General features: G+C 55.8%; 18 protein-coding genes. 12 read left to right on the forward strand and 6 right to left on the reverse strand.

Annotated elements, in window-relative coordinates; translation table 11 throughout:
• The first annotated feature begins 3 nt into the window (after nucleotides 1-3).
• Entirely contained in the window at nucleotides 4-1,149 is a 1,146-nt protein-coding gene (locus tag JJB07_RS01965) for an N-acetyldiaminopimelate deacetylase (protein WP_201630668.1), read from the forward strand.
• A 54-nt stretch (nucleotides 1,150-1,203) separates the two neighbouring features.
• On the opposite strand, the gene JJB07_RS01970 is transcribed toward JJB07_RS01965, so the two are convergent.
• On the reverse strand, nucleotides 1,204-2,718 hold the full coding sequence (locus JJB07_RS01970) for a M1 family aminopeptidase (protein ID WP_201630670.1): 1,515 nt from the start codon (nucleotides 2,716-2,718) through the stop codon (nucleotides 1,204-1,206).
• A 149-nt stretch (nucleotides 2,719-2,867) separates the two neighbouring features.
• Here JJB07_RS01970 and glpX point away from each other — a divergent pair, with 149 nt between their 5' ends.
• From glpX to JJB07_RS01985, 3 genes are all read left to right on the forward strand, one after another.
• Nucleotides 2,868-3,836, forward strand: a complete 969-nt coding sequence (gene glpX, locus JJB07_RS01975; protein ID WP_201630672.1) for a class II fructose-bisphosphatase — start codon at nucleotides 2,868-2,870, stop codon at nucleotides 3,834-3,836.
• A 130-nt stretch (nucleotides 3,837-3,966) separates the two neighbouring features.
• On the forward strand, nucleotides 3,967-5,235 hold the full coding sequence (gene rho, locus JJB07_RS01980; protein ID WP_430727196.1) for a transcription termination factor Rho: 1,269 nt from the start codon (nucleotides 3,967-3,969) through the stop codon (nucleotides 5,233-5,235).
• A gap of 92 nt (nucleotides 5,236-5,327) precedes the next feature.
• Nucleotides 5,328-6,596, forward strand: coding sequence for a radical SAM family protein (locus JJB07_RS01985; RefSeq protein ID WP_201630676.1), 1,269 nt, complete (start codon nucleotides 5,328-5,330; stop codon nucleotides 6,594-6,596).
• Nucleotides 6,597-6,646: 50 nt separating this feature from the next.
• On the opposite strand, the gene JJB07_RS01990 is transcribed toward JJB07_RS01985, so the two are convergent.
• Nucleotides 6,647-6,817, reverse strand: coding sequence for a hypothetical protein (locus tag JJB07_RS01990; protein WP_201630678.1), 171 nt, complete (start codon nucleotides 6,815-6,817; stop codon nucleotides 6,647-6,649).
• A gap of 254 nt (nucleotides 6,818-7,071) precedes the next feature.
• The gene (locus JJB07_RS01995) at nucleotides 7,072-8,361 is read right to left on the reverse strand and encodes a helix-turn-helix domain-containing protein (RefSeq protein WP_201630680.1); all 1,290 of its coding nucleotides are present in this window, start codon (nucleotides 8,359-8,361) and stop codon (nucleotides 7,072-7,074) included.
• A 233-nt stretch (nucleotides 8,362-8,594) separates the two neighbouring features.
• On the opposite strand from JJB07_RS01995, the gene rpmE reads away from it, so the two are divergent.
• The 3 genes from rpmE to JJB07_RS02010 all read left to right on the forward strand — a co-directional run bounded on the left by rpmE (nucleotide 8,595) and on the right by JJB07_RS02010 (nucleotide 10,267).
• Nucleotides 8,595-8,792: a 50S ribosomal protein L31 gene (gene rpmE / locus JJB07_RS02000; RefSeq protein WP_038087537.1), complete on the forward strand. Its 198-nt coding sequence runs from the start codon at nucleotides 8,595-8,597 to the stop codon at nucleotides 8,790-8,792.
• A gap of 114 nt (nucleotides 8,793-8,906) precedes the next feature.
• On the forward strand, nucleotides 8,907-9,527 hold the full coding sequence (locus JJB07_RS02005; RefSeq protein WP_201630681.1) for a thymidine kinase: 621 nt from the start codon (nucleotides 8,907-8,909) through the stop codon (nucleotides 9,525-9,527).
• Nucleotides 9,528-9,604: 77 nt separating this feature from the next.
• Entirely contained in the window at nucleotides 9,605-10,267 is a 663-nt protein-coding gene (locus JJB07_RS02010; RefSeq protein ID WP_201630682.1) for a YhcN/YlaJ family sporulation lipoprotein, read from the forward strand.
• A 47-nt stretch (nucleotides 10,268-10,314) separates the two neighbouring features.
• Here JJB07_RS02010 and JJB07_RS02015 read toward each other — a convergent pair whose 3' ends face one another.
• From JJB07_RS02015 to JJB07_RS02025, 3 genes are read right to left on the reverse strand one after another with little or no spacing between them, the layout of a single operon-like run.
• Complete coding sequence (locus tag JJB07_RS02015; protein ID WP_201630683.1) at nucleotides 10,315-11,457, reverse strand: Ger(x)C family spore germination protein; 1,143 nt, start codon at nucleotides 11,455-11,457, stop codon at nucleotides 10,315-10,317.
• The gene (locus JJB07_RS02020; RefSeq protein WP_201630684.1) at nucleotides 11,454-12,623 is read right to left on the reverse strand and encodes a GerAB/ArcD/ProY family transporter; all 1,170 of its coding nucleotides are present in this window, start codon (nucleotides 12,621-12,623) and stop codon (nucleotides 11,454-11,456) included. Before JJB07_RS02020 ends, JJB07_RS02015 begins: the two co-directional genes overlap by 4 nt.
• Nucleotides 12,620-14,236, reverse strand: a complete 1,617-nt coding sequence (locus tag JJB07_RS02025) for a spore germination protein (RefSeq protein ID WP_201630685.1) — start codon at nucleotides 14,234-14,236, stop codon at nucleotides 12,620-12,622. The genes JJB07_RS02020 and JJB07_RS02025 overlap by 4 nt, the downstream gene beginning before the upstream one ends.
• A 136-nt stretch (nucleotides 14,237-14,372) precedes the next feature.
• Here JJB07_RS02025 and JJB07_RS02030 point away from each other — a divergent pair, with 136 nt between their 5' ends.
• The 5 genes from JJB07_RS02030 (at nucleotide 14,373) to JJB07_RS02050 (ending at nucleotide 26,694) form a co-directional block, all read left to right on the forward strand.
• On the forward strand, nucleotides 14,373-15,266 hold the full coding sequence (locus JJB07_RS02030) for a DUF1385 domain-containing protein (protein ID WP_201630686.1): 894 nt from the start codon (nucleotides 14,373-14,375) through the stop codon (nucleotides 15,264-15,266).
• Nucleotides 15,267-15,291: 25 nt separating this feature from the next.
• A complete protein-coding gene (prfA, locus tag JJB07_RS02035) occupies nucleotides 15,292-16,368 on the forward strand; it encodes a peptide chain release factor 1 (protein WP_201630687.1) in 1,077 nt (358 codons plus the stop codon).
• Nucleotides 16,369-16,370: 2 nt separating this feature from the next.
• On the forward strand, nucleotides 16,371-17,252 hold the full coding sequence (gene prmC, locus JJB07_RS02040; protein ID WP_283809034.1) for a peptide chain release factor N(5)-glutamine methyltransferase: 882 nt from the start codon (nucleotides 16,371-16,373) through the stop codon (nucleotides 17,250-17,252).
• A 111-nt stretch (nucleotides 17,253-17,363) separates the two neighbouring features.
• A complete protein-coding gene (spoIIR, locus tag JJB07_RS02045; RefSeq protein WP_236587559.1) occupies nucleotides 17,364-18,068 on the forward strand; it encodes a stage II sporulation protein R in 705 nt (234 codons plus the stop codon).
• Between the two features lie 427 nt (nucleotides 18,069-18,495).
• Nucleotides 18,496-26,694, forward strand: coding sequence for an S-layer homology domain-containing protein (locus tag JJB07_RS02050; RefSeq protein WP_201630689.1), 8,199 nt, complete (start codon nucleotides 18,496-18,498; stop codon nucleotides 26,692-26,694).
• Nucleotides 26,695-26,770 lie beyond the last annotated feature (76 nt).

The raw sequence follows: 26,770 nt of genomic DNA on the forward strand, positions 1-26,770 counted from the left end.
CACATGCCGACCTTGGAATTGGAACGCTTCCTTCAAATCCGCAGGGATCTCCACCAGATCCCGGAACCGGGTTTCCAAGAGTTCAAGACGCAGCTCTACCTCTTGAACTACATCTCCGAACTCCCGCAAGAGCGCTTGGAGATCAAAACTTGGCGCACCGGCATCCTCGTCAAAGTAAAAGGGAAAAACCCGACCCGTACCCTCGCGTACCGCGCCGACATGGACGCTCTGCCGATTTCAGAAGACACGACCTACGAATTCAAGTCCACCCATCCGGGCTACATGCACGCCTGCGGGCACGATGTTCACATGACCATCGGTCTCGCCGTCCTCACGCATTTCGTGCAAGGGGAGAACTCCGTGGACGATGATTTGCTGTTCCTCTTCCAACCGGCAGAGGAAGGTCCCGGCGGAGCGTTGCCGATGATGGAGAGCGAGGAGTTCCAAGCGTGGCGTCCCGACATGATCTTCGCGTTGCACATCGCACCGGAACATCCGGTCGGCACGATCACGACCAAACCGGGCATCTTGTTTGCGAACACGTCGGAGCTGTTCATCGACTTGATCGGCAAGGGCGGCCATGCGGCGTTCCCGCATACGGCAAACGACATGGTCATCGCCCAAGCCCACCTCGCGACGCAGTTGCAGAGCATCATCTCCCGCAACCTCGATCCGCTGGACTCCGGCGTCATCACCATCGGCAAGATCGAAGCGGGCACCCGCCAGAACATCATCGCCGAACGCGCCCGTCTTGAAGGGACGATTCGCACGTTCTCGATGGAGTCGATGACCAAGATCAAGTCGCGCATCGAAGCGCTGGTGAGAGGGATTGAAGTCGGATTCGAGTGCCGAGCGGAGATCGACTACGGCTCGAACTACTGCCAAGTCTACAACGACGAAGCGTTGACCACCGACTTCATGAACTGGGTTCGGGAATCGGGAGAAGCCAACCTGATCGTCGCCCGCGAAGCGATGACCGGCGAAGACTTCGGCTATTTCCTCGCCGAAATTCCCGGCTTCATGTTCTGGCTTGGAGCGGACACTCCGTACGGTTTGCACCACGCCAAGATCGAACCCAGCGAAAACGCCATCGATGTTGCGCGCAACGTCATGACCAAGTACCTCACCAAAATGGCCACCAGGGCATAGAAAAAAGGGACTCTCCTACTCGCAGGAGAGTCCCTTTTTTTCATACCCGTTCGTCTAGCCCTCGAACGCCGCTTTCACCTGCCCGAGCAACTGGTCATTGGGCGTGTCCAGCCACAACTTCATCCGCGCGACCATCGCGGGATCGATATCGGAGAGCGCTTGTTCCAAATCGGCGCGTGTCGCGGTCCTCTCCACGTTCTTCAGATAATACTGCTTGAGGAACTTGAAAAACTTCTCATCCCCCAACTGCATTCGCAAGTCGTGGTACATCAGGATCGGCCGCAGATAGCTGTAGTAGTAATGCGCTTGCGATGTCGGATACGTCCCGTAAGGCACGGCGGTCTCGCCGTTTTTGACCCCGGCGGGTGTTCCCGGTTTGTACGGGGAGTAGGTGTCTCCCGCTTTGAAACGCTGCCAATCTCCTTGGATCATCGCCTGATACGCATCCGTTCCTTGACGTGTCTCTATCTCGATCAACGAGAGGTAATCGGCCAAGCCCTCATCCAACCACGGCGTCTCCGCTTCGTAATTCCCGACCGCGTTGTAAAACCACACATGCCCGATCTCATGCGCAATCCAATGCTCAGGGTCGTCATATCCCCACAAGTCCTGCGAGAACAACGCCAGATTAGGCAATTCATGCGCGTAGATCGTGCCGGCGGGCAACTCCAACACGTTCAACACGGGATACGGATCGATCCCCACTCGGTCTGAGTACGTGGAAACCGCCGACTTGGCGAGCTCCGCCGTTTGTGCCAACCGTGCCGGATCGATCGTCGCGACGACAACATGCGTGCCATACCCGGTCTCAAACGCGGTCTCTTGAAACCCGCGCCCGCCGACCAATGCGAAGTTCCTGACTTTATCCGCTTTCCAAGTCGAGACGACACGTCCGCCCTCGACCGTCGTTTCTGAAAGCTTCGAGCCTGTTCCGTACCACTTGAACCCGGCGGGTGCATTCCACTCGACTTGGTAATTCCCCAAGTCCATGAGAAACGGATCGCCAAACCCCAGACTATCCGGGCGCGGCACCCAATGCCCATCGCGCTCCACCGCCAGAATCGGGTACCAATAACAAACGGTCGCCACGCCCTTGTACATCCCGAATCGTTTGGCGCTGTCCGGCACCGACACATCAAACTTCAGCGTCACGGTCTGCTCCGTTTGTGCGGGTGTTGCTTGCAACGTGATTTGCTTGGCGTTCAGGTCATATTTCACCTCTTGCCCGTTCAACTTCACTTCATGAATCTGCAACGCACTCTCTGGGGTATATAAATAGAAGGGAATCCCACTCACGTTCAACTGCGGGATCTTCACCGTCTCCTCAACCGAGATCACATGCTTGCCCTCATCAAAAAACGCCTTGATCCCATACGTGGACTCATGCGGCGTCGGCACAGCCAACGGCTGATAGGCAATCGGCTTCGAGCCGAACCAGCGTTGGTAGGTGTCCTTCACGATCGGGGACCAGCCAACCGTTGGACGCAACACAATCGCCAAGATCACCAACGTCGACAGCAACGTCAACAGCATGGAATACAAAATCAATCCCCGACGCTTCCGTCGCATACAGCCGCCTCCATCCGTTCCCAATCCAAGTCTCTCCCAATTCGACAAGGATTCCAAGCTCTCCTGCATAAAATGGTATAACACATTGGTGTCAATGTGTTATAATTAATGGCGAAATGACAGCACAGTGAAACGGAGTGACCTCATAGATGGAACGTGAACTAGCGCTAGAGATCGTACGCGTCACCGAAGCAGCAGCCTTGGCAGCAGCCCGCTGGGTCGGATCGGGCAAGAAAAACGAAGCGGACAACGCCGCGACCACCGCGATGCGGGCAATGTTTGATTCGGTCAACATGAAGGGGACGGTCGTCATCGGCGAAGGCGAGATGGACGAAGCACCGATGCTCTACATCGGCGAGCGCCTGGGTGCAGGTTGGGGCCCGAAGCTCGACGTCGCCGTCGATCCGCTGGAAGGCACGAACATCGTCGCCAAAGGTCTCTGGAACGGCTTGACCGTCGTAGCCGTGGCACCGAAAGGCACTTTGCTCCACGCACCGGACATGTATATGGAGAAACTCGCCGTCGGTCCGCGCGCCAAAGGTCTCGTTCACCTCGACGCCACCGTCAAGGAAAACCTCGAAGCCGTCGCCAAAGCGTCTAATAAAAAAGTCTCGGACGTCGTCGCGACGCTCCTCGACCGCGAACGCCACGCCGAACTCATTGAAGAGATTCGCTCGGCGGGTGCCCGCATCAAATTGATCTCCGACGGCGACGTGGCCGCTGCGATCAACACCTGCTTCGACGAAACCGGCGTAGACATCATGTTCGGCTCCGGCGGCGCACCGGAAGGCGTGCTCGCAGCAGCAGCCATCAAGTGCCTCGGCGGTGAATTCCAAGGCAGACTGAAACCGGAGAACGATGCAGAATTTGAGCGTTGCATCTCGATGGGCCTCCAAGACCCGAACTCGATCCTCTTGCTCAACGACCTCGTCAAAGGCGATGACGCGATCTTCGCCGCAACAGGCGTTACGGACGGCGAACTGCTCAAGGGCGTCCGCTTCCTCGGAAACTCGATCACCACCACGCACTCGGTTGTCATGCGTGCCAAAACCGGCACGGTCCGCTTCGTAGAAGCCCGTCACAACCTCGATCAAAAACCGCATCTCGTCATGGTCTAAATCAGCATGATCGCGTAGAGATATAAGTAAAATTCAATTAGAATAATTTTTGCATAATCGATTTCATGGGCGGGAAAAATGATATAATAACGGTACTTATGACTGAATTGAAGGTGACGGTTCCTTGCCCATGAACATGAACGAATTAGAAGACATGAAGCTGACTGACTTGTATAAGTTAGCCAAGCAATTTGAAATTCCCTATTACGGCACGCTGAAAAAAAAGGAACTGGTCTTCGCCATCCTCCGCGCACAAGCTGAAGAAGAGGGCTTGTTGTTTGCGGAAGGTGTGCTGGAGATCATGCAGGACGGCTACGGGTTCTTGCGTCCTGTCGGCTATTTGCCGTCCACCGAAGATATTTACGTTGCGGCCTCGCAGATTCGCCGCTTTGATCTTCGCATCGGCGACCGCGTCTCGGGCAAAGTTCGCAAGCCCAAGGAAAACGAACGCTATTTCGGTCTGTTGCAAGTCGAAGCCGTCAACGGCATGACGCCGGAGCAAGCGGCGGAACGCATCCACTTCCCGGCGTTGACCCCGTTGTTCCCGACGCGCAAGATCCAGATGGAAACTTCCCCGGACAAGACTTCCACTCGCATCATCGACCTGCTCTCTCCGGTCGGCTTTGGACAGCGCGGTCTGATCGTGGCACCGCCCAAAGCCGGTAAAACCCTCCTGCTGAAGGAAATCGCCAACTCCATCACCACCAACCACCCGCAAGCCGAGCTGTTCGTGCTCTTGATCGACGAGCGCCCGGAGGAAGTCACCGATATGCAACGTTCGGTCAACGCCGAAGTTGTCGCTTCGACGTTTGACGAAGTGCCGGAACATCATATCAAAGTAGCGGAAATGGTCTTGGAGCGTGCGATGCGACTCGTGGAGCACGGCAAGGATGTTGTCATCCTCGTCGACTCGATCACCCGCCTGACTCGTGCCTACAACCTCGTCATCCCGCCGTCCGGCCGTACGTTGTCCGGTGGTATCGACCCGGCGGCGTTCCACCGTCCGAAGCGATTCTTCGGCGCGGCGCGCAACATCGAAGAGGGCGGATCGTTGACGATCCTCGCCACCGCGCTGGTCGAGACCGGTTCGCGGATGGACGATGTAATCTACGAGGAGTTCAAAGGCACGGGCAACATGGAATTGCAGCTCGACCGCAAACTGGCAGAACGCCGCATCTTCCCGGCGATCGACATCCGCAAATCGGGCACTCGTCGCGAAGAGTTGCTGATGGACCCGGATCACCTCGACAAGATCTGGGCGATGCGCAAGACGATGAGCGACTCCCCGGACTTCACCGAAGTGTTCTTGCGCAACATCAAGAAGACGACCACGAACGAAGAGTTCATGGCGACGATCGAAGGGCAGAAGGAACAAAAGCAACTCAACGAACAGCCCTAGTTGCAAAAAAGAACCGGATGCGCATGCATTCGGTTCTTTGTGTTAGAATAGTGCTCAGACCAGGTCTTGATCAGAAATGAGGGAACCAACCCATGCATCTCGTGTATGCAGACTCCAAAGGACAAATCTACGATCACTCCGACCTGCTGGCTCTCGGCCGCAACGGAGAGTTCCTCACCGATATCTACGACGAAGAATTGATTCCGCTCCCGGACGGCGCCACGCTCGTCTCGTTGCCGGGCGCTCGCGCACTGGGCGTGGACCCGGAAACCGGCAAGACGATCGCCATGCCCGAGGAATTCTCGGCTGTCGGCGCACTCTTGCCGCAGGGCTTCACCCGCTTGCTCCTGCCCGCTTATGCGAAAAAAGACGAGAGCGAAACATGGCCGCTGTTCGGCTACACGGCAGTCGTCTGGAAAGACGATAACTTCTACGTCGCTGCCGAATCAAGCGACGATCCGGACAAATGGAATCCGCTCTCCGCTCCCGACGACAAAGTCGAAGCGGCGGTGAGCAAGATCACCACGCTCTACCCGGAGAACCGCATCTGGCAACACTTGACCAAGTGTGCGCTCGAATACGGATGCCTGACGTCGCGCAACACGTTCCTCGAACGCTGGGAGGGTTCGCTCCCGGTCTCGATGACTTGCAACGCAGGGTGTGTCGGTTGCATCTCCGAACAGCCGGATGACTCGCCGTTCCCGTCGCCGCAAGTGCGGATGGACTTCAAACCGACCGTGGAAGAGATGGTCCAATTGATGGTTCACCATCTCAACACGGCGGGCGAGGACTCCATCATTTCGTTTGGACAAGGCTGTGAGGGCGAACCGTCCACTCGCGGCGTCGACATCGCCGAAGCGATTCGTCGTGTGCGCGCCGAGACCCACCGCGGTTTTATCAACATCAACACCAACGCCGGTCTCACCGATATGATCAAATTGATTACAGACGCAGGTCTGGACCTCATGCGCGTCTCCACGATTTCGGCGCTTGACGATCATTACAACGCCTACTACCGTCCGCGTCTGTACGGCGTGGAAAACGTCGGCCGTTCGCTGAAGTACGCCGCGGACAAAGGGGTCTACACCTCGATCAACTATTTAATTTTCCCCGGTGTCACCGACCGCGAAGAAGAGATCGAAGCGATGGTCGATTTCGTGAACGAGAACAACGTCCGCCTGATCCAGATGCGCAACTTGAACATCGACCCGGAGTGGTACTTAAACCACATCCCGAAGGCGCGCGGCGAATTGCTCGGCATGAAAACGATGCTGGAGATCTTCCGCCAAGAGTGTCCGAACACCGTGATCGGGTCTTTCACTCACGTTCCGCCGGAACAACTGCGTCGCAATCGTGCATAAATATGTAAAAAAGCCTCCAAGGTCTTCATGACCGGGAGGCTTTTTATTGTTTAATGGTTCGGGCCGGGTTCGTTCCACCAATCCGGAAGTACCGTCCCGTCAGCCAGTTGCTTGTGATTCGGGCCCGTCTCATTCCACCAAGCCCCCGCGATTTGTGTACCCAGTGCCAAGGAGATCAACGCGCATGTTGCTACTACCAACAGACCCAACCGTTTTTTCATCGAGAACACCCTCCCATGCTGATCGAAAAAGTTTCTTTGAAATCCGGTCATAACTCATATTGAGCTTATAAATATTCATAATATATAGCGACCGGTTGCCTTACATCCATTATACATGCCGGAGCTGATATTACAACAGATTTATCGAAAATTCTTTGTTGTCAACTTAGAAAATTTACATGCCTTATAACTACAATTTACGACAAATTTCAACAAAAAAAGAAGCCTACCTGATGGTAAGCTTCTTCACAAATTTACACGAGCATGCCGATTTTGCGCAGCGATGTATCGAGGACAGTATGAAGTTGGCGGAGGGTTTCGTTCGCGGAGATATAGTCGCCGATCTGTTCATAGAGGTCGGCCAGTTCTTCGATCGCCGAACGCAATTCGGAACGGTGGCCGCGTTGTTCGTGTAAGTGAATGGCGCGTTTGATCCATTCAATGGAGGAATGGGTGTCGCCTTGCTCACGCTTGACACGGGCGAGCGATTGGTAGACGCCGGCCAGATTCTGGGCGTGTTCGGGGAGGAGGAACAACGTCTCTTGGCAGAAGGATTCCGCTTCTTGCAATTTGCCGGCGCGGATATAGAGGCGGGCAATCTCACTATAGATGCGCAAGTTATCGGTAGGCAATTCGTGCTTGCGGTATTCCGCGAGGCATTCGTGCAGGAGTTCAATTCCTTCTAACAAATCGCCGTTCTGAGCTTCGACCAGCGCGAAGTTGACTTTCACTTCAATCGCTTGGCGAATGTTCTGCAAGCTTTCGTAGATCGTCAGCGCATCATGGCAATAGTCGATGGCGCGGGAATATTCTCCGAGGTTCTTATAGGAATTGCCAAGTCCCAAGTAGACGTCCGCCAATTGGCGCATGTTGGTGCTGCCGCGTAACAAATTGTACGCTTCTCGATAAAAGCGGACTCCGTCTGAGAATTCGCCCAGTTGATAGTGGGCATGTCCCAAGTTCGTAATGATCCGTGCCCGAGTGAACGGGTCGATCTCTTTGACGCGGGAGAATGTTTCGTAGGCTTTGTGCCAATGATAGAGAGCAAGCGGGTAGTTTTCTTGTTCATAGCGAGCTTCGCCTAACTTGTTCAAGCAAAGCAGGGCGAACGCATCGTCGTTCTTGCGGACCACCGTGTCGAGAACTTGCTCGAACAACTCGACCGCTTTCTCACGTTCGCCGCTCGCAAGCAACGCGTCGGCGAGGTCGTATTGCACTTCGTACACCATTAAGTGTGGGGCTGGATTGGAGATCAGGTCGCGAAACAGCGGAATCGCCATCTCGAAGTTCTTCGCCGAGAGATAGGCACGAGCTAATTTGTAGGTGGAGCTCTGTTCCATCTGTGTTTGCATGTCGGCTACGAAATATTCAATCGGCGTTTCCAACCGAGTTGCGATCTGTTCCAGTACTTTATGCGACGGGTAAGCTTTATCCGATTCGATCTGACTGATCATAGAGATCGTCACGATCCCGGCGCCGAGCTCTTGCTGTGTCAATCCTTTACGAATGCGCAACTCACGGATTTTTTGCCCCAAAGAAATCAAAGTACACCCTCCTAGTTGTTTAATGCGAGTCATGGTATACATCATAGACCGATTTAAGTTGATCATTATAGAGTAAACTCTATCACTTAAAGTACACCGATTTTTGAAACTTGTAAAGCATTTTTATGTACGAGGCTTTCTTGCTTCTGATGAGTGGTTTGTGATATATTATTTTTTGCGTGTGAACAAAGAGCCATGGCAAAATCTATGGCTAGGAATGAGGTGAACAGACAATGAAAACTGATATCCATCCGAAGTATCATCTGACCACCGTCACCTGTGCTTGCGGCAACAAGTTCGAGACCGGTTCCGTTAAGGAAGGCCTCAAGGTCGAGATCTGCTCGCAGTGCCACCCGTTCTACACCGGTAAACAAAAGTTTCTGGATGCAGGCGGCCGTGTCGACCGTTTCAAGAAGAAATACGGTATCTAAGACACGTGACAAGAAAGCAGGGCAGTATATCGCTGCCCTGCTTTTTATGTTTCTATCGAAATCTGCGCTATACTGGTTGATATACATTCTTTGAGAGTTAGGGAGAGATCGCGGTTGCATTTCATGAACAAGCCTGGTTGGATCGAGGTCATCTGTGGAAGTATGTTTTCCGGGAAAAGTGAAGAGCTGATTCGCCGCGTGAAACGGGCCAAGATCGCCCGTCAATCCGTGCAGGTGTTCAAACCGAAGATCGATGACCGCTACCACCAGACCGCCGTCGTGTCGCACAGCGGGGAGAAGGCTGAAGCGTACGCGGTGGAGTCTGTTGCGGAAATTCTCGCCTTGATCGAACCGGAGATCGAAGTGATCGCAGTCGATGAAGTGCAATTCTTCGACCGCGAGATCATCGCGGTGTGTCAAGAATGGGCGAACAACGGCATTCGTGTAATCGTCGCGGGTCTCGACCAAGATTTCCGCGGCGAGCCGTTCGGTCCGACGCCGGACTTTCTGGCGATTGCCGAGTATGTCACGAAATTGCAAGCGATCTGCACCGTCTGTGGCAACCCGGCGAACCGCAACCAGCGGTTGATCAACGGCGAGCCGGCGGGCTTTGACGATCCGATCATCCTCGTGGGCGCGGCAGAAGCGTATGAAGCTCGTTGTCGTCATTGCCACGAGGTTCCGGCAGGTCGTTCGGCGTCTTGCTGCTCGCAAGAACCCGCGGTTGCCCTCTAATCGATCCCCACACCAATTTCCAGTGTCTCGGCACTTCCTCTCGGGCAAGCTAACCGTACCCGAAGGAGGTGACCTTGATGCAGATGAACAAGTGGGTTCGAGGTCTTGCTGTCATGCTTGCAGTCGTCACGCTGACGGGCGTGACAGGTTGCACGAAAGGCGCTCAAGAGAAAGCGGACAACCGGTACGGCATCAATACGGTCGAAATTGCACCGGGTCAAGATTTGCAAAAGGTGCCGAACTGGGACAACAAGAACATCGACATGGACGGTGACGGCGACCGAGAGCATCTCTCCGGCCGCAACAACATCGCCAACCCGTCGGTGGACTTGCGTTCCTTCGCTCATCCGGGCGGCGGTTCCGATCTGACGCAGGGGGTCTATCCGCATACGTTCACGGCGGACCGCATCGCCGATTTGGCGCATTCGGTCAACGGAATTGCGAATGCACGGGCGCTCGTCATCGGCCAGACGGCGATCGTGGCCCTGAATTTGGACAAGGGTGTCAAACCGGAGGCGCAGGCGAATTTGGTTCAGACGGTTCGTCAGCGAATTTTGGTGCAAGCGCCCGAGTTCAAGCGCGTACACATCACGGCGGACCGTGCGTTGCAACGTCGCGTGCAACGGATTGCCGACGAGATTCGTTCCGGCCATTCTCTGAGCATGTTCAACGACGACATCATGGATTTGACCCGCCGGATTCCGGCGATCGGTCCGTCGATGGCGCCGGCTATCCCTTAATACGCGAAAGCAAAAAGCGGAGTCGTCTCGAGCGACTCCGCTTTTTTTTATCGGGTGATCCCGGTGCGGATGATGCGCAGTTCGAAGTTGACGTCGATGACTGCGTTCTCGTAGGATTTGCGCCACAGGTCGTACGTCCAAGGTTGGTCGTAGAGACGGGCGGCACGAATTTTGGTGCCGAGTCCCAGCGGATCGACATGGTATTTGTGTTGAAATTGGTCGATTAGGTCTTTCATGCGGGTTTCCAGCCCCGATTGGATTTGCTTTTCTACGCCCTTGGCCACTTTGTCGTCGGTGAGGTCGTCGTCTCCGGAGTATTCGATGACTTGTCCGGCAACTTTGACGTTGTAGGTGGCGTGGACGCGGCCGTTTTTCAACTCGAGTTTGCATTTGTTTTTGGTGGTGACAAACGTCAGCATCACTTGGTCTTCTTTCCCGTCTTGGCCCTTGGTGTGCAAGGATTGTTTGATGTCGCCGCCCTCGCCCTTGCCGCCCAGGAGCAGCATCATTTTGGTTTCTTCCGGCGAGAGGGAACCCACGAATTTGTCGTTTCGAAACAAGGCGGTGCCGGCTGCCATAATTGTGGTTTTGTTCATCAAGCGCACATAAGGGATCATGGGATCGGCACCTTCGTCGTGATACATGCGTTCAAAGTCTTGGATGCTGGTTTTCGGGACGGCGTAGTTTTTCTGGGACTTTCTGAGCAGTTCATACAGATAGCGTCCGCTGGACGGACGTGTGGGGACTTTGCTTTTCAACAGATCGGCTGCCGGGCCGTCGGAGACGCAGAGCACGAGCGTTTTGGTGACGTTGACGTCGCGCATCAGCGTGTCCAAGAGGTGCCAACAGCCCTTGCGTGCGAGCATCTCCGAGATCACGACGACGCGCATCTGACCGGAAACCACTTGCCGGTCGGTGGAGAGACCGGCGTTCTCGCGGGCTTCTTTGGACAGGCTGCCCTTGGAGGTCAACGCCAACGTTCTGCTCTCCCCGGTCTCTTCGCCGATGGAAGGCAGGGTGAAGGTGACGAGCAGTCGGCCGTCGTCGGCAAGGTCGTAACCCGCGGTGAGGATCATCCCCAAATCTTCGAGGATGTAGGGTCTCGCACAGCCGGTTACGGCAACGGAGAGCGCGAGGGCCAGCAAGAGCGGGCGGGAGCGTTTTTTCCAAAAAGGGGTGGAAGTCTTCATGAGGCGTTCACCTCCTCTGGTTCTTCTTCTTCATCGTCTGAAGGCGGGGGGGCGGTGGAACCGCGTTTTCGAAAAAGGATGGCTGACAACAGGACGAGCAACGGCAAGACGCCCGCAACGATGCCGCCGATGGTGCTGACGAGCGTTTCGAATTTGGTCAGGAAGTACACGTCTTTGCCCCAGATGCCAATCACGAAGGTGAGGGGAAGAAAGACCAACACCGATTTGGGCTCGTCCCATTTGCCGAATGAATAGACGTACCGGCCGGCCGCCCATAAGTACGTGGAGCAGGTGTTGACGACCAGAAACAGCCAGGTGGAGATGCCGATGTGTTCGATGCGCTCGATCATCGGCAATTCGACGATCTGGTACATTTGCAAGGTGGGCGAGAGAATCTTGGCGATTTGTGCCGGGCTGTAAAAGCCGATTGAGATCACTGTCACGACCAGGTAAATGAACGTGGTAATCCAGATGCCGTAGGAGGACGCTTTCAGAATTGTTTTTTTGTCTTTGGCGAACGTATGGTAGACCATCAAAACTTCAAAGCCGATGGCAGAGGCGGACACTTTCCAGGAGGCTCGAATGAGCTCCCAGAGGGTCGAATCATAGATCGGGAAGTAATAGTCGACTGTGATCTCCCGCGCAGGGGCGATCAACAGAAAGACCATCCAGATGGTGGCGAAGAAGACAAAGATTCCAAATCGCCCCAAGATGCGGGCTCCGGCTGTGGCCGCGTAGAAGCAGGGCAAGAGCAAGAGGAGGTAAAACATGTTCGTGGAGGTCGTCGGGAACATCCACTGTTGAACGACTTCGATATAAGCACGTCCGACCAGTGAAGCGACCGCGACGCAATAGAGTGCAAAGATGGCTCCCAAAAAGCGTCCGATCCATTTTCCATAGACCAGGTTCAAGATGCCGTACAAGTCGTGTTCAGGGAAGCGGCGGGTCAGCAAGACGATAAACCAAAGTGCCAATTGGACAAGCGCCCCTGTCATCAGGATCGAGATCCAACCCGAGTGGCCGGCTTCTTCGACGACGATTCGCGGCAGGTTGAACAAGCCGATGCCCACTTGGGTGGCCTGGACGAGAAATATGATCTCTGTGAAGCCAAGCGAGCGCAATTTGTGCTCGTCCGGTTTGGAGCCGCTCGACGAGGATTGGGTCATGATTGATCACCCCCTGTTGTCTCATCATCTGCTTGGGGCGGCGGTATGGTCGGGGAGATCGCAGTTTGTGTGCTTTCGTCGCGATACTGCATGCGTTGGCTGTTTTTTGGCGCGGTGTTCGTCGGACGGTATTTCATAAACGGCAACGGTGCACGAAGAAATGTGTCTTTCCAGTCGATCAAACGCAAAGGGGCGAACGGTGTAAAGTACGGGGACCCAAGTGATGACAACCGCAAGAAGTGAATCGCCATCATCGAATACCCGACGAACATCCCGTAGAGACCCCACCATCCGGCGAGCAAGATCAGGGGGAAGCGGATGGCTCGCAGCGCAGACGACATGACATAGCTTGGTGTGATGAAGGATGCGACGGTTGACAGGGCAACGGAAATGATCAAAATGTTCGAGGTCAGCCCCGCCGTGACGGCCGCTTGCCCGATGACGATACCGCCGACGATGCCGATCGTTTGCCCGACTTTGGTGGGCAGGCGGGCACCTGCTTCGCGCAAGAGCTCGATGGTCGTCTCCATCAGCAAGGTTTCATAGAGCGGGGGAAACGGAACGCGAGCTCGGGATTGCGTCAGCGGCACCAACATGTTGGTGGGAATCAGTTGGTAGTGAAACGTGACGACGGCGACATAGAGCGCCGAGAGCGAAATGGAAATCAAGACCCCGATCAAGCGCAGGGTTCGGATGACCGAGGCGCTCAACCAGCGGTTGTCGTAGTCCTCGGAGGACTGGAAGAATTCGATAAAAGACGCAGGTCCTGTGAGCGCAAACGGGCTTCCGTCGTTGAAGATCGCCACTTTGCCGTCGCACAGGTGGGCGACGACCCGCTCGGGACGCTCGGTCATATGAAATTGCGGAAACGGCGAGTAGGGATTGTCATCGATCAGTTGGACAAAATCGCCGGCGTCGGTGAGGTTGTCGACATCGATACCCTCGATTCGGTCTTTGACCGATTGAACGTACTCTTTGGGGGCGATGCTTTCCAAATGGGCGATGGCGACGAATTTATTGTTTAAGCGGCCGACGCGGGTGAATGCGATTTTGAGGTCGGTCGATTTCACCCGTTTGCGCAACATCGAGAGGTTGATTTGGATCGATTCGGTGAACGCTTCTTGCGGACCGAGGATGACAGATTCGGTTTCGGAGCGCTCGATGTTGCGTGCAGGTGGGAAATAGGTGTTGACGGCGTAGGCTTTGTTTGTTTTTTCGACAAAGAAAACACACCAGCCGTCGAGGACGAAGTCGACCGCTTTTTTGATCGTGTCCACGGTGACGACATCCATGGCGCCGGAGGTTTCGTTGGGCCGCAGGTTCTTGGGGTGATCGGTAATGGATTGGATTTGGGAGTAGGCAAACTCCATCCAGTCGATTTTGATCAGCGATTCAATATAGGCGACGGTGACGGGGCAGTCGGTAATCTTGCCGGCCGTCAGTTCGCGCAGTTTGACATCGTCACAGCCTTGGAAGCTGGCTTTCAGAGCTTTGACGTCCTCTTTGTACGAGCCGATCTGCTTCTTGGTAACCTTCGGTGTGGGGGGGACGGGTTCATGGACCTTGGGGCGACGATGCAGTTTTTTCAAGACCGTTTGGAACAGTTTGTTCATCGGCACACCCCTCCTTGGCTTGGTCCTCTATACTGTCTGCTTATCCGAACCATTTTATGAGATTTTGACGGGTGGGGGGAGCTGTACTATAATTAGACTGTTATAGAGAGAGATAACGGGAGGAGGGTTTCACAAGATGGAACCGCAATTGTATATCGGCGGTCAGGCTGTCATCGAAGGTGTGATGATGCGCGGTGGTGATAAGGTCGCAGTCGCTGTCCGGAAACCTGACAACTCCATCCATGTCGAGTCAGAAGTGCGTCTGGCGTGGACGCAGCGTTTCAAGTTCTTGGCCCTGCCGCTCGTACGGGGCACGGCTGTGCTGTTTGAATCGACGTTTATCGGTTATCAAGCTCTGAACAAGTCGGCGAACCTGTCCATCGACGAAGAAGGCGAGGAGCTGTCGAACTGGCAGATGGTCTTGACGATGATCTTCTCGTTGGGATTCGGTGTGGCGCTGTTCATTCTCGCCCCGCTCTATATCGCGAAATGGATCACCGACGGTGCGACCGGTACGGCGTTTGCTGCGATTGAGGGCGTTTTGCGCCTCTTGATCTTTGTGGCATATATGTGGTTGATCTCGCGGATGAAAGATATCCAGCGGGTGTTCCAGTACCATGGTGCGGAACACAAGACGATCAACTGTTTTGAAGCGGGTGAAGAGTTGACGGTCGAGAATGTTCGCCGTCATACGTTGATTCACAAGCGTTGTGGGACGAGTTTTTTGTTGTTTGTTATGGTCATTTCGATCATTTTGTTCTCGTTTTTCTCCAAGGAAGGCATGTCCCATTGGGAGATGATGGCCTACCGCATCGGTTTGATGCCGGTGGTGGCGGGGCTTTCGTATGAGTTGATCCGCTGGTCGGGCAATTCGACGAACCGTTGTGTAACTTGGTTGGTGTCGCCGGGGATGCTGATGCAGCGCCTGACGACTCGCGAGCCGGATGACAGCATGATTGAGGTCGCGATTGCTTCCGTTCAGGGAGTCATGAATGAGGAAAAGCAAACAGATTCGACGTTGACTGCGTAATTTATAGAAGAGGTGAGGAACGACCATGATCGACAAGTTGCAATCACTTGAAGACCGTTATAACCAACTGAGTGATTTTTTGTGTGATCCGGCTGTTGCAAGTGACCCGGCGAAACTTCGCCAGTACGGCAAGGAGCAGTCCGATCTGGAAGAGATCGTCAATGTTTTCCGTGAGTACAAGGACGTGTTCAACGGCCTGACGGATGCAAAAGCGATGTTGGAGGAAAAGCTGGACGATGAAATGCGCGATCTCGTCAAGATGGAGATCTCGGAGCTGTCCGAGCGCGAAGAAGTTCTGAAAGACCAACTGACCATCTTGCTCCTGCCGAAAGACCCGCTCGATGACAAGAACGTTATCGTCGAACTTCGCGGCGCGGCCGGCGGCGATGAAGCGGCTCTGTTTGCGACCGACCTGTACAAGATGTACGTCGCGTATGCAGAGCGTCAAGGGTGGAAGACCGAAGTGATCGATGTGTCGTACACCGAACTTGGCGGCTACCGCGAGATGGTGTTCTCGATCAACGGCAAGGGCGCGTATTCCAAGCTGAAGTGGGAGTCCGGCGCTCACCGTGTCCAACGCGTTCCGGCGACGGAGTCCGGCGGGCGTATCCACACGTCGACGGCTACGGTTGCCGTACTTCCGGAAGCGGAAGAGGTCGAAGTTGAGATTCATGACAAAGACCTGCGCATCGATACGTTCTGCTCCTCCGGTCCGGGCGGGCAGTCTGTCAACACCACGCAGTCTGCCGTTCGGATTACGCACGTTCCGACGGGCACCGTGGTTTCTTGCCAAGACGAGAAATCGCAGATCAAGAACAAGGACAAAGCGATGAAAGTTTTGCGCGCGCGGATCTTCGAGATGGAGATGCAACGTCAGCAAGCCGAGTCGGCTGCGGCTCGTAAGTCGCAGGTTGGGACCGGGGATCGTTCGGAGCGCATCCGTACGTACAACTTCCCGCAATCTCGTGTGACCGATCATCGCATTGGTTTGACGCTTCATAAGTTGGATTACGTTCTGGCGGGCGACCTGGACGAAATCATCAACACGCTTCATATGTATGAACGCACGGAAGCTCTGAAATCTCAGAGCGACGAGGCGTAAGTTTGAACGGAACGACTATACGGGAAGTCCTCATGGGGGCTTCCCGTTTCTTTGATTCGGTCGGGGTTCGCTCACCCCAGTACAATGCAGAAGTTTTGGTGCAGCATGTGATGGGTGTGGACAAGACCCGCATGCTGATGTTGTGGAACGACCCTTTTCCGGAGGAGAAGCGGGCGTTTTTTGATGAGTTGGTGAAGCGTCGCGCAGAGCAGGAGCCGTTGCAGTATTTGACGGGGGCGACTGATTTTTACGGGCGGGACTTTGTGGTGAGCCCTGCCGTTTTGATTCCAAGGCCGGAGACGGAGTTGTTGATTGAGCAGGTTTTGGGGCAGCGGGGTGTGTTTGAGGAGCGGCTTGGGGGAAGAGCTCCTGTGATCGTCGATATTGGGACGGGGAGTGGCGCGATTGCCATCACGCTGGCTTTGGAATGGGTCGGGGCGAAGGTGTACAGTGTCGATATTTCCGAAGAGGCGTTGGCGGTTGCTCGGGAGAATGCAGAGAGGCTCGGGGCTTCGGTTGAGTTTTTGCACGGCGATTTGGTAGAGCCGCTTTTGGAAAAAGGGATTCGGGCGGATCTGGTGGTTTCGAACCCTCCTTATATTCCGACGGCCGATTGTGAGGAATTGGATGTGGAGGTTCGGGATCATGAGCCTCGCTTGGCTTTGGACGGGGGGCCGGATGGGATGTACCCTTATCGCGTGATTTCCAGTGCGCTTCCTCGGTTGTGGCCGGAGAGTGGGCCGGGGTATGTGGCTTATGAAGTCGGGATTCATCAGGATGTGTTTGTTGAGAGTATGATTGCGGAGGCGGTTGAGGGTGTGGATACGGGCATCCTTCCCGATTGGCAGGGGATTGGTCGCGTGATCTGGGGCCTCCGGAGGTAAGTCTATTGTTTTTTGCTAGTTTTTTTGGGTTGGTAGGTTTAGTGGTTGGCTCTCGTGTCTATACTGCCTAGTAGAAGCGGTTGAGAGACTACGAGAGAGGGATGACGAACGATGAGAAAAGGTCTGGTTCTGGTTACGCTGGCGGTTTCGATGTTGCTGACGGGGGTTGGGTACTTCCAACAAGCCAACGCACAAGCTGCGGCTGTCTCTCAGCAGATGGTTGTGGAGGATGACGATGCAAATGATGTCATCCCGAGCGATGCCATTCGTCTGCGCATCATCGCCAACAGCGATGACCCGGCCGACCAACAACTCAAACGCGATGTTCGTGATCAGATTATCGTAGCCGTTGCCGATGAGATTCGCGGGTTGCAAGATCATGAGGCGATTCGCGGGACGATCGCTCAGCATGTGGAAGTTATGAACGAGATTGCTGAGGGTGTGATTGCGAAGGAAGGCTATTCGTACCCGGTGAAGACCGACTACGGCAATGTTCCGTTCCCGACGAAGATGTACGGGGACAAGGTGTATCCGGCGGGGGAGTATGAGGCGCTCCGCATTCAGATCGGGGAGGCGAAAGGGCAGAACTGGTGGTGCGTGCTGTTCCCGCCGCTGTGCTTTGTCGATATGGCGAATGGGGATGCCGCAGCTGGTGATGCGAAGCCGAAGGATATGGAGGAGCATAAGTCTGAGAAGTCTGCTCCGATTACAACTGTCGATGTGAAGGACTCGGAGGATGGGTCGGAGCAGGAAGTCGAAGTTCGGTCGGCGCTGTTGGATAAGATTAGTGAGTGGTGGCATGAGATTTTTGCTTGATACTAAGGTCCGTTTCCTGGCTGGTTGGCCGGGGGGCGGGCTTTTTTCGTGGGGGGAGTGCTGGGGGGGTGGTCGGGACTGGGAGGCTGTGGTCCCCCGGCTCCTGAGGAAAATTTCTTTTTTTGAATTGGTAAAGTCGTATAGGGGTGAAAAAAATCTTTCCAAAGTCGCTCGTTGGACCACATCCTCCCCGTCCCAGCGCCGCCGACTGCTCGACTCGGTTTGGGTCCTTATGATCTGGGGTGGGGTTGGAGGGGCGTTTTTATTTAGGTTTCGATGGGAAATTACATGATTTTTAAGAAGGTGTTCTGTTCTAAAAAGATAATATATAAATGTGTATTGTGAACATTTTTTAGTGAAGGGTGAGGTGTGCATGGGTAGAGATAAAGGTCGTAAACGACCTTGGTACCTCAGGGGGCCTTGGAGCGTGCTTTTGACCGGCGCTTTGGTCGCCAATTTGGTGGTGCCTGCTTTTGCTTTGCCCTCTCGGGCAGGGGCTGCGGAGCTGCCGAGCGGGGACTGGAATTTTAATGAGAAGGTCAGCCGCTCTTCGGCTGGCGCCGAGGGCAATGGGATTTCGGATCACGCACGGATTACCAAGGACGGCCGGTTTGTGGTGTTTGAATCCAACGCTTCTACGTTGGTGGATGGCGCCGGGTACGAGTGGCAGGTCTATCTGCACGACCGCCAGACGGGGTCGACGGAACTGATCTCCAAGGGGTTGGATGGTCAGGTCGCAAATGCATTTTCTACTTGGCCGTCTGTTTCGGACGACGGGCGATACGTGGTCTATCAGTCGAAGGCGACCAACTTGGTTCAAGAGACGGCAGGTCAGAACCCGGACGGGTTCGATGCGTTTGATCGCGTCTATTTGTTTGACCGGGTGACGCAGTCTACGAGGTTGGTCAGTGTTGCGCCTACGGGGGCTCCGGCAGACTATTTTTCTCAGGTGCCCGTGATTTCGGGCGATGGGCAGTGGGTCGCGTTTGCTTCGGAAGCCAGTAACCTGGCTCAGGATTCGGTGCAGTATCAATGGCGCTTGTATTTGCACAACGTGCAAAGCGGCATGACCGAGATGGTCAGGAACGGTGGCGAGTCCATGGATGTGGATGCGCTGGAGCCTCCCTCGATTGCGGAGAATGGGCAGTATGTTGCGTTCCGCTCGCGCGCGTCGTGGAACGCCGACGATCTGAATGAGACGGACGATATCTATCGATACGATCGTTCGACGCAGAGCGTCTCGCTGGTATCTCGGGCGGAGTCCGGCAAGGCCGGCAACGGCCTGAGTTCGTCTGCGAGTATCAGCGCAGACGGGGGGCGCGTGGCGTTCGTTTCGGAGAGCAGCGATTTGGTGGCGGATGACACCAACGGGGTCTCCGATGTGTTTGTGTGGGATCAGAATTCGCCGAATTTGATGCGGGTTTCGGTCACGGAGAACGGGGAGCAGGCCGATGGGCGCAGTTTGATGCCGTCGCTTTCACCGAACGGTGACAAGGTGGCGTTTGCTTCGCATGCGTTTAATTTGCTGGCCGCTGAGATTCCTGTGGACGCAAATCGTATGCCCGATCCGTCGCTTGTGTATGTCCATAATTTGACGTCGCACAGCGTCCAGTTGGCGAGCCAACCGTATCAGGGGATGTTGAGTGGCGAGGAGACCAATCCCGCTCTGTCGGACAGCGGCGCTTTGGCGTTCCGTGGGGATTCGGAGAATCTCGCTCCGTTTACCGATCCGAATACGAATTATTCGTATGGTTCGTTGTATGTGGCGCAGAATGCGTCCACACTTCCGTCTTGGCCTGTCGGCAGCAAGTTGACGGGAGAGGCGACTGCCTCCGGTGTCACGTTGCAGTGGCCCGCTTTGCCGGGTCAAGATGTGATCGGGTACAAGGTGTATCGTACCAATACGCACAAAGAATTGTTGGGAGCGACGGATGGAAGTACGACGTCGTTTACGGTGAGCAACCGGACGGAGGAGGAGTTGCAGGACGGGTTCCAAGTGGAAGCCGTCAGCCATTCGTACCAGACGTCTTGGGGCTCGGGTCCGATGCTGGTGAAGGGCTGGAACGATCATCAGGCCCCGACTTGGCCGGAATCTCCGATGTTGGAGTACAGCACTTATGAAGGTTATATATCGATCTTTGTGACTCCGCAGGCAGCGGACAATGTCGCGGTTGCCGGATATCGGTTGTATTCGGTCAATCCGACGACGAAGGCAGAGACTGTTTTAAAAGACAGTCCGTGGTCGGGGTTTGAGTTCGAATCGGGCGATCTGTTGCCCGATACGGAGTATACGGTGCTCGCCAAAGCGTATGATGCGGCGGGCAATGAGAGTGAACCGACTCCGACGAAAGTGTTCCGTACGCCCGCAGGCATCGTGAAGCAGACGGGGACGTTGTCCAAGTCGGATATCTCCGGCGGGTTCCACTTGTCGTGGACGCCGGGCGATAACACGATTTCGTCGTACGAAGTTTGGGACGTGACGCCGGGAACGAATCCGTCGATGCTCAAGGATGGAATCAGTGCGACGTCGCCGCAGTACGATGTGACTCATCTGCCGCCCGGCTCGTACACGTTCGTGGTTCGTGGACGCAACGCGTCGAGGCAAGTGGCGTACGAAACCAATACGGTCACGGTTACGGTGGCAGGCGCGAAATTGCTCTTGGCCGTGGACCGTACGGGGATGAGCGGCAGCACGCTGGCTCCGGGCGCATCTCAAGCGGTGACGGTGACCGGTTTGCCGAATTCTTCGGTGACGGTGACGGTCAACTATGACAAGTGGGATACGTCAAACAAGCCGTATGTGAAAACACACGAGACGATGTCCGTCCCGATGACGGAAAGCTCGACGCAAGGGGTCTACAAAGGGACGTTGAAGCTCGCCGAGAACACGGCGACGATTACGAGCATCAGCGCGTCTCAAGCAGATCCGAACGGCGGCGATCCCGCAACTGCTTCGGTGCAAGGGTTGCCGTGGCAGGTCTGGGGCTCGTGGGAAGCAACGGTGACAGTTCCAGCGGAACTGACTCGCCCGCTTCAATACCGCGTGGTCCTGTCGAGCAAGAGCACGGGGGTCTCGCAGACCAAGGTTCTCAATGATTCCGGCACGTTGTCGTTTGTTCGCTTGCCGGAAGCAAGCGACTATCAATGGCAACTGTTCGATTCCTTTGGACACAAAATCATGGAGTCGACCAACGCCGTCTCGATCTATGGCGGGTTGAAGCAACTGGAGTCACTGGATGTGAAGGTGACCACGATTCAAGTGAAGGTCACGGAAGATGACAACACGACTCCGATTGCCAACGCCGCCGTGACGCTTTTCAATGCAGACAATGGAAGATATGTGGGTCAAGTGACGACGGATGCCAACGGCGTGACTCGTCTGTATACCTTGACGGATCGCCAGGTGCAGAATCTGCAAGTTCGTCTGCTGGTCGATGAAAATGTCTACCAGCGCCCCGAACCGCAATCGTTCGCTCTGAATCTGGAGCAGTTGAATCAAAAAACGATCGCGGTCCACAAGTTGCAAAAAGGCAAGCTGCAAGGCCATGTCGTGAGCAACGGCAAGCCGATAAACGAGGCCGTCGTATCGGTCTCCGGGAACGTTCAAGGACGTTTTTATTCTGAACAGGTGAAAACGGATCGAGACGGGTTCTATAGCTTCGATCTGTTTGCGGGGGATGCCACGGTGAACGTGGTGCTTCCGAGCCAGTTCGAATACGGCTCCGAATCCCGCAATGTGAAAGTCGAAGGGAATTCGACGACGACGGCAGATTTCTCGATTGCCGCGCTGCAGGTCGCAAATCTCAAGATCAAGTTGTACACGAAGTATAGCTCGGATACCGAATGGCAAGGCCCGCTGCCGATCGACTGGACTGTCGGCATCCATATGCATGTCACGGTCAACGGGGCCGGTGTCAGCTCCGATTCGGTGGTCCTGCGGGGCCAGAAGCCCGGAGACAAAGTCAATGTGTGCATAGACGGTACGGAGGGCAATCTCTCGAAAGTTTGTGTGGACGCTCCGATCGGTGAAGACATGAACGCAGTCGCTGAGATTCGTCTGCAAGAAAACTCCACCGACATCTTCGGAAGCCTGCGTCTGCCGGCAGCGGCAGGAGCACTTCGCATGTGGTCGGGAGCTCTCTACGATCAGAACAACAACATGCTGGATTATCTCTTTGGCAACAGTTCCGCGTTCCGCTTCAAACCGAAGACCGAAGGCCCGATGAAGTTGGTCTTTAACGCCGAAGGGAATGTCTACGGGGCGACGTATCAGAAGTCGGTGAACGTCAACCTCATCAAGGGAACTCCGCAAAACCTCGGGACGCTCGACCTCACGCGAAGCGGTGTGTTTGCCACCCAAGAAGGCAATTCCCTGCAAACGTCCACCCCGCAATTGCGTCCGGGTCAAAACGGCACGTTGCGCGCCGCGTACAAAGCAACCCGCGATGTGAGCAACGCCAAGCTGACCTTCCGCATCCCGGACGGCACCGACGCCGTTGCCAACTCCGTGGTGATCAACGAGGTGACGGCCACCGCCGATCAGGTCGATCTCGTCTCGAAACCGGGCTTTGCAATCGTAAAGCTTGGCAACGTGACCAAAGGTCAAGCCGGTGTGGTGCGCATCTCGTTCCAAGTACAAGACAACTACCGCGGCACCGAATTGCTGTCCGATGCGACCATTTCGTTTGATGGCAGCAACGGCGAAGAAGTGCTCGGTCAAGTGAAAATCTCGACTTCGCTGATCTCTCTGACCGCTCCGCTGCGCACAAACGCGCTGACGTGGACGGTCACGGGAACAGGTCCGATCAATGGAGAAGTCTCGGTCTACGAAGGACAACAACTTCTCGGAAAAACAACCGCCGGCGCCGGCGGCGTCTGGGCGATGAGCTTGACTCTGCCCGATCCCAAGGGCGACAAACTGTTCCACCTGCAAGCGGTCTCGACCGATGGAGACGGCAACGCGATTCGCTCGAAAGTCACAGATGTCTCCTACGAGCCGAACGAGCCCGTGCTTCAAGAAATGACGATGCGCCAAGGCGACAGTCGGATCGTCACGCTCGACCTCACCAAAGGCGTGCCGCGCTTCCCGTATGTCGTTCGTCCGTGGGATGGGTTCTACTTCGACTTGAAGTTCAACGACCCGACCAAGGTCGAGAACGTCAAAGTCCATCTCGGACACGGTGCCAATGAAACGGTGGGCATCGCCAAACTCGGTGATGACAACCTCTGGCACGTCGAGATGTCGGGCGTCAGTTCTGTCGGCGAAGGCATCTACGTGACCTTCGACCGCAAAAAAGCACCTCCGGTGCCGATCACTCAAGTTCCGACGGAAGCCCAAGCCCGTGACCGCATGCCGGCCGGGATGCGCGACGTCACCATCGACAGCAAAGAAATGCTGCACACGACGGGCAACGTCACGACCGGACACGTCGATCTGACCCTGCCGGATTCCCAAATGGGTCTGGGCGTCGACGTCTCGATGGAGGAGAACCTGACGTACACCCCGACGGTCGAGGAGCAGCAAAAAGCGGCCGCAACCGGCATCCCGGTCTACGGCCTGTCCTTCGACGTCAAGGAAGAGGATGGCAAGCAAGTTTCCTACCTCTCCGGCTACGTGCAAAAACCGAACACCAACCTCAGCGTGAACGCCGGCTTGAATCTGTTGGTCTCGGCGTTGAACAACACGTCCTCGCAAACCACGATCTCGCCGCAATACAGCGCGGCAGGCGGCAACATCGTCAACGCCGTCAAAGTCACGGGCAAGATCGTTTGGAATGAAAAAGACGCCCTCTACAAAGGCGGCAACGACATCCAGCAAACCAAGCAAAACATCGACGGTCGCTTCGATGTGGAGAAGAAATTCGACCAAGTCGTCGACCTCGCCGTCCGTGCGAACTCCTGCCCGGGCGGTCAAGTCTGGAACTCGAGCATCGAGATGACGAACAACTTGATCATCGCAGGCGAAGTCACGAAGTGGGCGCTCAACCTCGCCGGAGCCGTGCTCGCCCCGGAAACGCTCGGTGCCTCGCTCGTGTTCAACATCGCCGGCAACTTGCTGCAAAGCGGTGTCGACATGGTCGTCGACGCTCGCCTCAAATCCCTCAACGACCACATCTCCCAGATGGGCGACTGTGCGAAACCGAAGGATGACAGCAACAACGAGAATGGGGGCAGCCAACCGACCGCTTCTCCGGTCTGGATCTACGACCCGAGCGGCTTCGTTTACGAAACGTTCGAAGACAATCCGGTTGCCGATGTGAAAGCGACGGTCTACTACCTCGACGCGCAAAGCAACCAATGGATTCCGTGGGATGCAGAATGGTATGAACAGATCAACCCGCAACTCACCGACCCGGAGGGCAAGTACGGCTGGGACGTACCGAACGGCACGTGGAAAGTCGTCTATGAAAAAGACGGCTACGACGTCTCCGAAAGCGCCGCGATGGACGTACCGCCGCCGCGCTTCAACGTCAACACTCCGATGATCTCCAACCTGCCGCCGCAGTTGACGGTCCATCCGGCCCAATCTTCGAACAGCGGCACGACGCTTGAGATCACCACCGACAAGTATGTCAGAACGGATTCCCTGACGACGAACTCCGTAACGCTCACCGTCGACGGAACTCCGGTCACGGGAACTCTCACAGCAGGTGGTGCGCGCACAGATAGCAACAACGTCTCGCTCGCTCGCACGTTCACATTCACAACAACTCAGAAGCTCACCGTCGGCAAGCAAGTACTCGTAACCCTGCTCGCTTCCGACATCGTCTCCTACGCAGGCATCGCGTCTGAGCCGGATGCAGACCTCGACACCGTGACGCAAACCGTCCCGGTGCAAGCGGCCGACACCCAAGCTCCGACCCTGAGCACGGCAGTGCTTGGCGCCAACGGGGACGTGGTGACGCTTATGTTCAACGAAGCCCTGAACACGAAAAAAGCCTTGGCAGGCTCTTCCTTCACCCTGCAAGGTTCCACCGTCACCCCGCAGTCTGTCGAGTACGGCGTTGACGGGCAAAGTGTCAAACTGTTCCTGAACGGCAAAGTCGCAACGTCCGGCGTCAAAGTGAACGTCGTGGCAGGTGGGGTAGAGGACGCTTCGCACAACGGATCGGGCGCGCTCACCGCAGCGCTGACCGACAATTCCGTTTCCAGCGACGCAACGCTCAAAACCCTGCTCGTCGCGGGCGGTTCCTACCCGATGACGCCGACGTTCTCGCCAAACATCACGTCGTACAAAATTTCCGTCCCCGACAACCTGACCACGACGACGATTCGCGCGGTCCCGACGAACAACGGAGCGACGTTGCGTCTGGACGGCTACGTTCTCACCGCGAATCTCGACCGTGAAATCGCGTTGCAAAAAACGGGCGAAACGGTCATCCCGCTCGGTGTCACGGCGGGAGACGGGACGACGACCCGCCAATACGAGCTGCGCATCTCGCACGGCTACGTGCCGCCGGTCTACAACGGCGGCGGTTCCACAAGCAATACTTCGAACGGCACCTTGACGCTGAACGATGTGAAAAAACTCCTGCGCGACTCCGCGCTCACGATGGATCTGGCTTCTGCCAAGGCTCCTCTGAGCCTCCAAGCGGACGCGCTCGCCTACCTCAAGGACCAAGGAGCCAAGATCGTACTGAAGCAAACAGAAGGCACGATCACGCTCCCGGCGAACGTGTTTGGCGATCAGATCGAGAAGCAAGTGGGCGCACTCGACAGCAAAATCACGTTGACCTTCAACTGGAACGCCATCACAGGCGACACCGCCTCGAAGTGGTTCAAGCAAGCGCAGCAGCGTGATGCTTCTTACCACGCCGCATCGTCCGCTCTGCAACTGACCGTCACGGCAACGTCCGGCAGCAAAACCAGTACGCTCAACCCGATGGGAGCTCTGGAAGTTCAACTGGCGATTCCGCAAGTGGTCGACTCCCGCAAAGCAGGCGTCTACGAATACGATGCAACCACGGAGACGTGGACCTACCTGCGCGCAACGCTCGACAAGCAAACGAACGTCTTGACGGCACGGGTCAGCGGCGGTCAACCGCTCGCCCTGTTCCTCTATGACAAAACGTTCACCGACACCACCGGCCATTGGGCGCAAAGCTCCATCGAACGCCTGGCCGCGCATCACATCATCGCAGGCAAAACGGAGACGGAGTTCGGTCCGGAGAGCAGCATCAACCGCGCCGAGTTCGTCTCGCTGATCGACCGCCTGTTGAATTTGCCGAACCCGATCAAGCAAACGACCTTCAGCGACGTCGCCAACGGCGACTGGTACGAAGGAAGTGTGTCCCGCGCCGCTGGTCTTGGCATCGTCCACGGCCGCGAAGACAACCGCTTCGCACCGGAAGGCTTGATCACCCGCGAAGAGATGGTTGTGATGATCGCAAACGCGCTGCAATTTGACGGCAAGATCGCCGTGATCTCGCCGGAGGAGCAAGCGAAACTGCTCGCTCCGTTTGCAGACGCCAACGACATCTCCGACTGGGCGCGTTCCTCGTTCGCACAGGCGATCAAACTGGGCCTCGTCAGCGGCGTTTCCCCGGATGAATTGGCACCGGGCGACCTCCTGACCCGCGCACAAGCAGCGGTGATTCTCGACCGTTATCCACAAACAACCCTGTAAGTTGGAAAAAAAGAGCCGTGCCTTTCGAGGTCACGGCTCTTTTTTCGTTTCTATCCTCATAGATTGATAGAAACCA

Origin of the sequence: Tumebacillus amylolyticus (assembly GCF_016722965.1) — a bacterium.
GTDB lineage: Bacteria > Bacillota > Bacilli > Tumebacillales > Tumebacillaceae > Tumebacillus > Tumebacillus amylolyticus.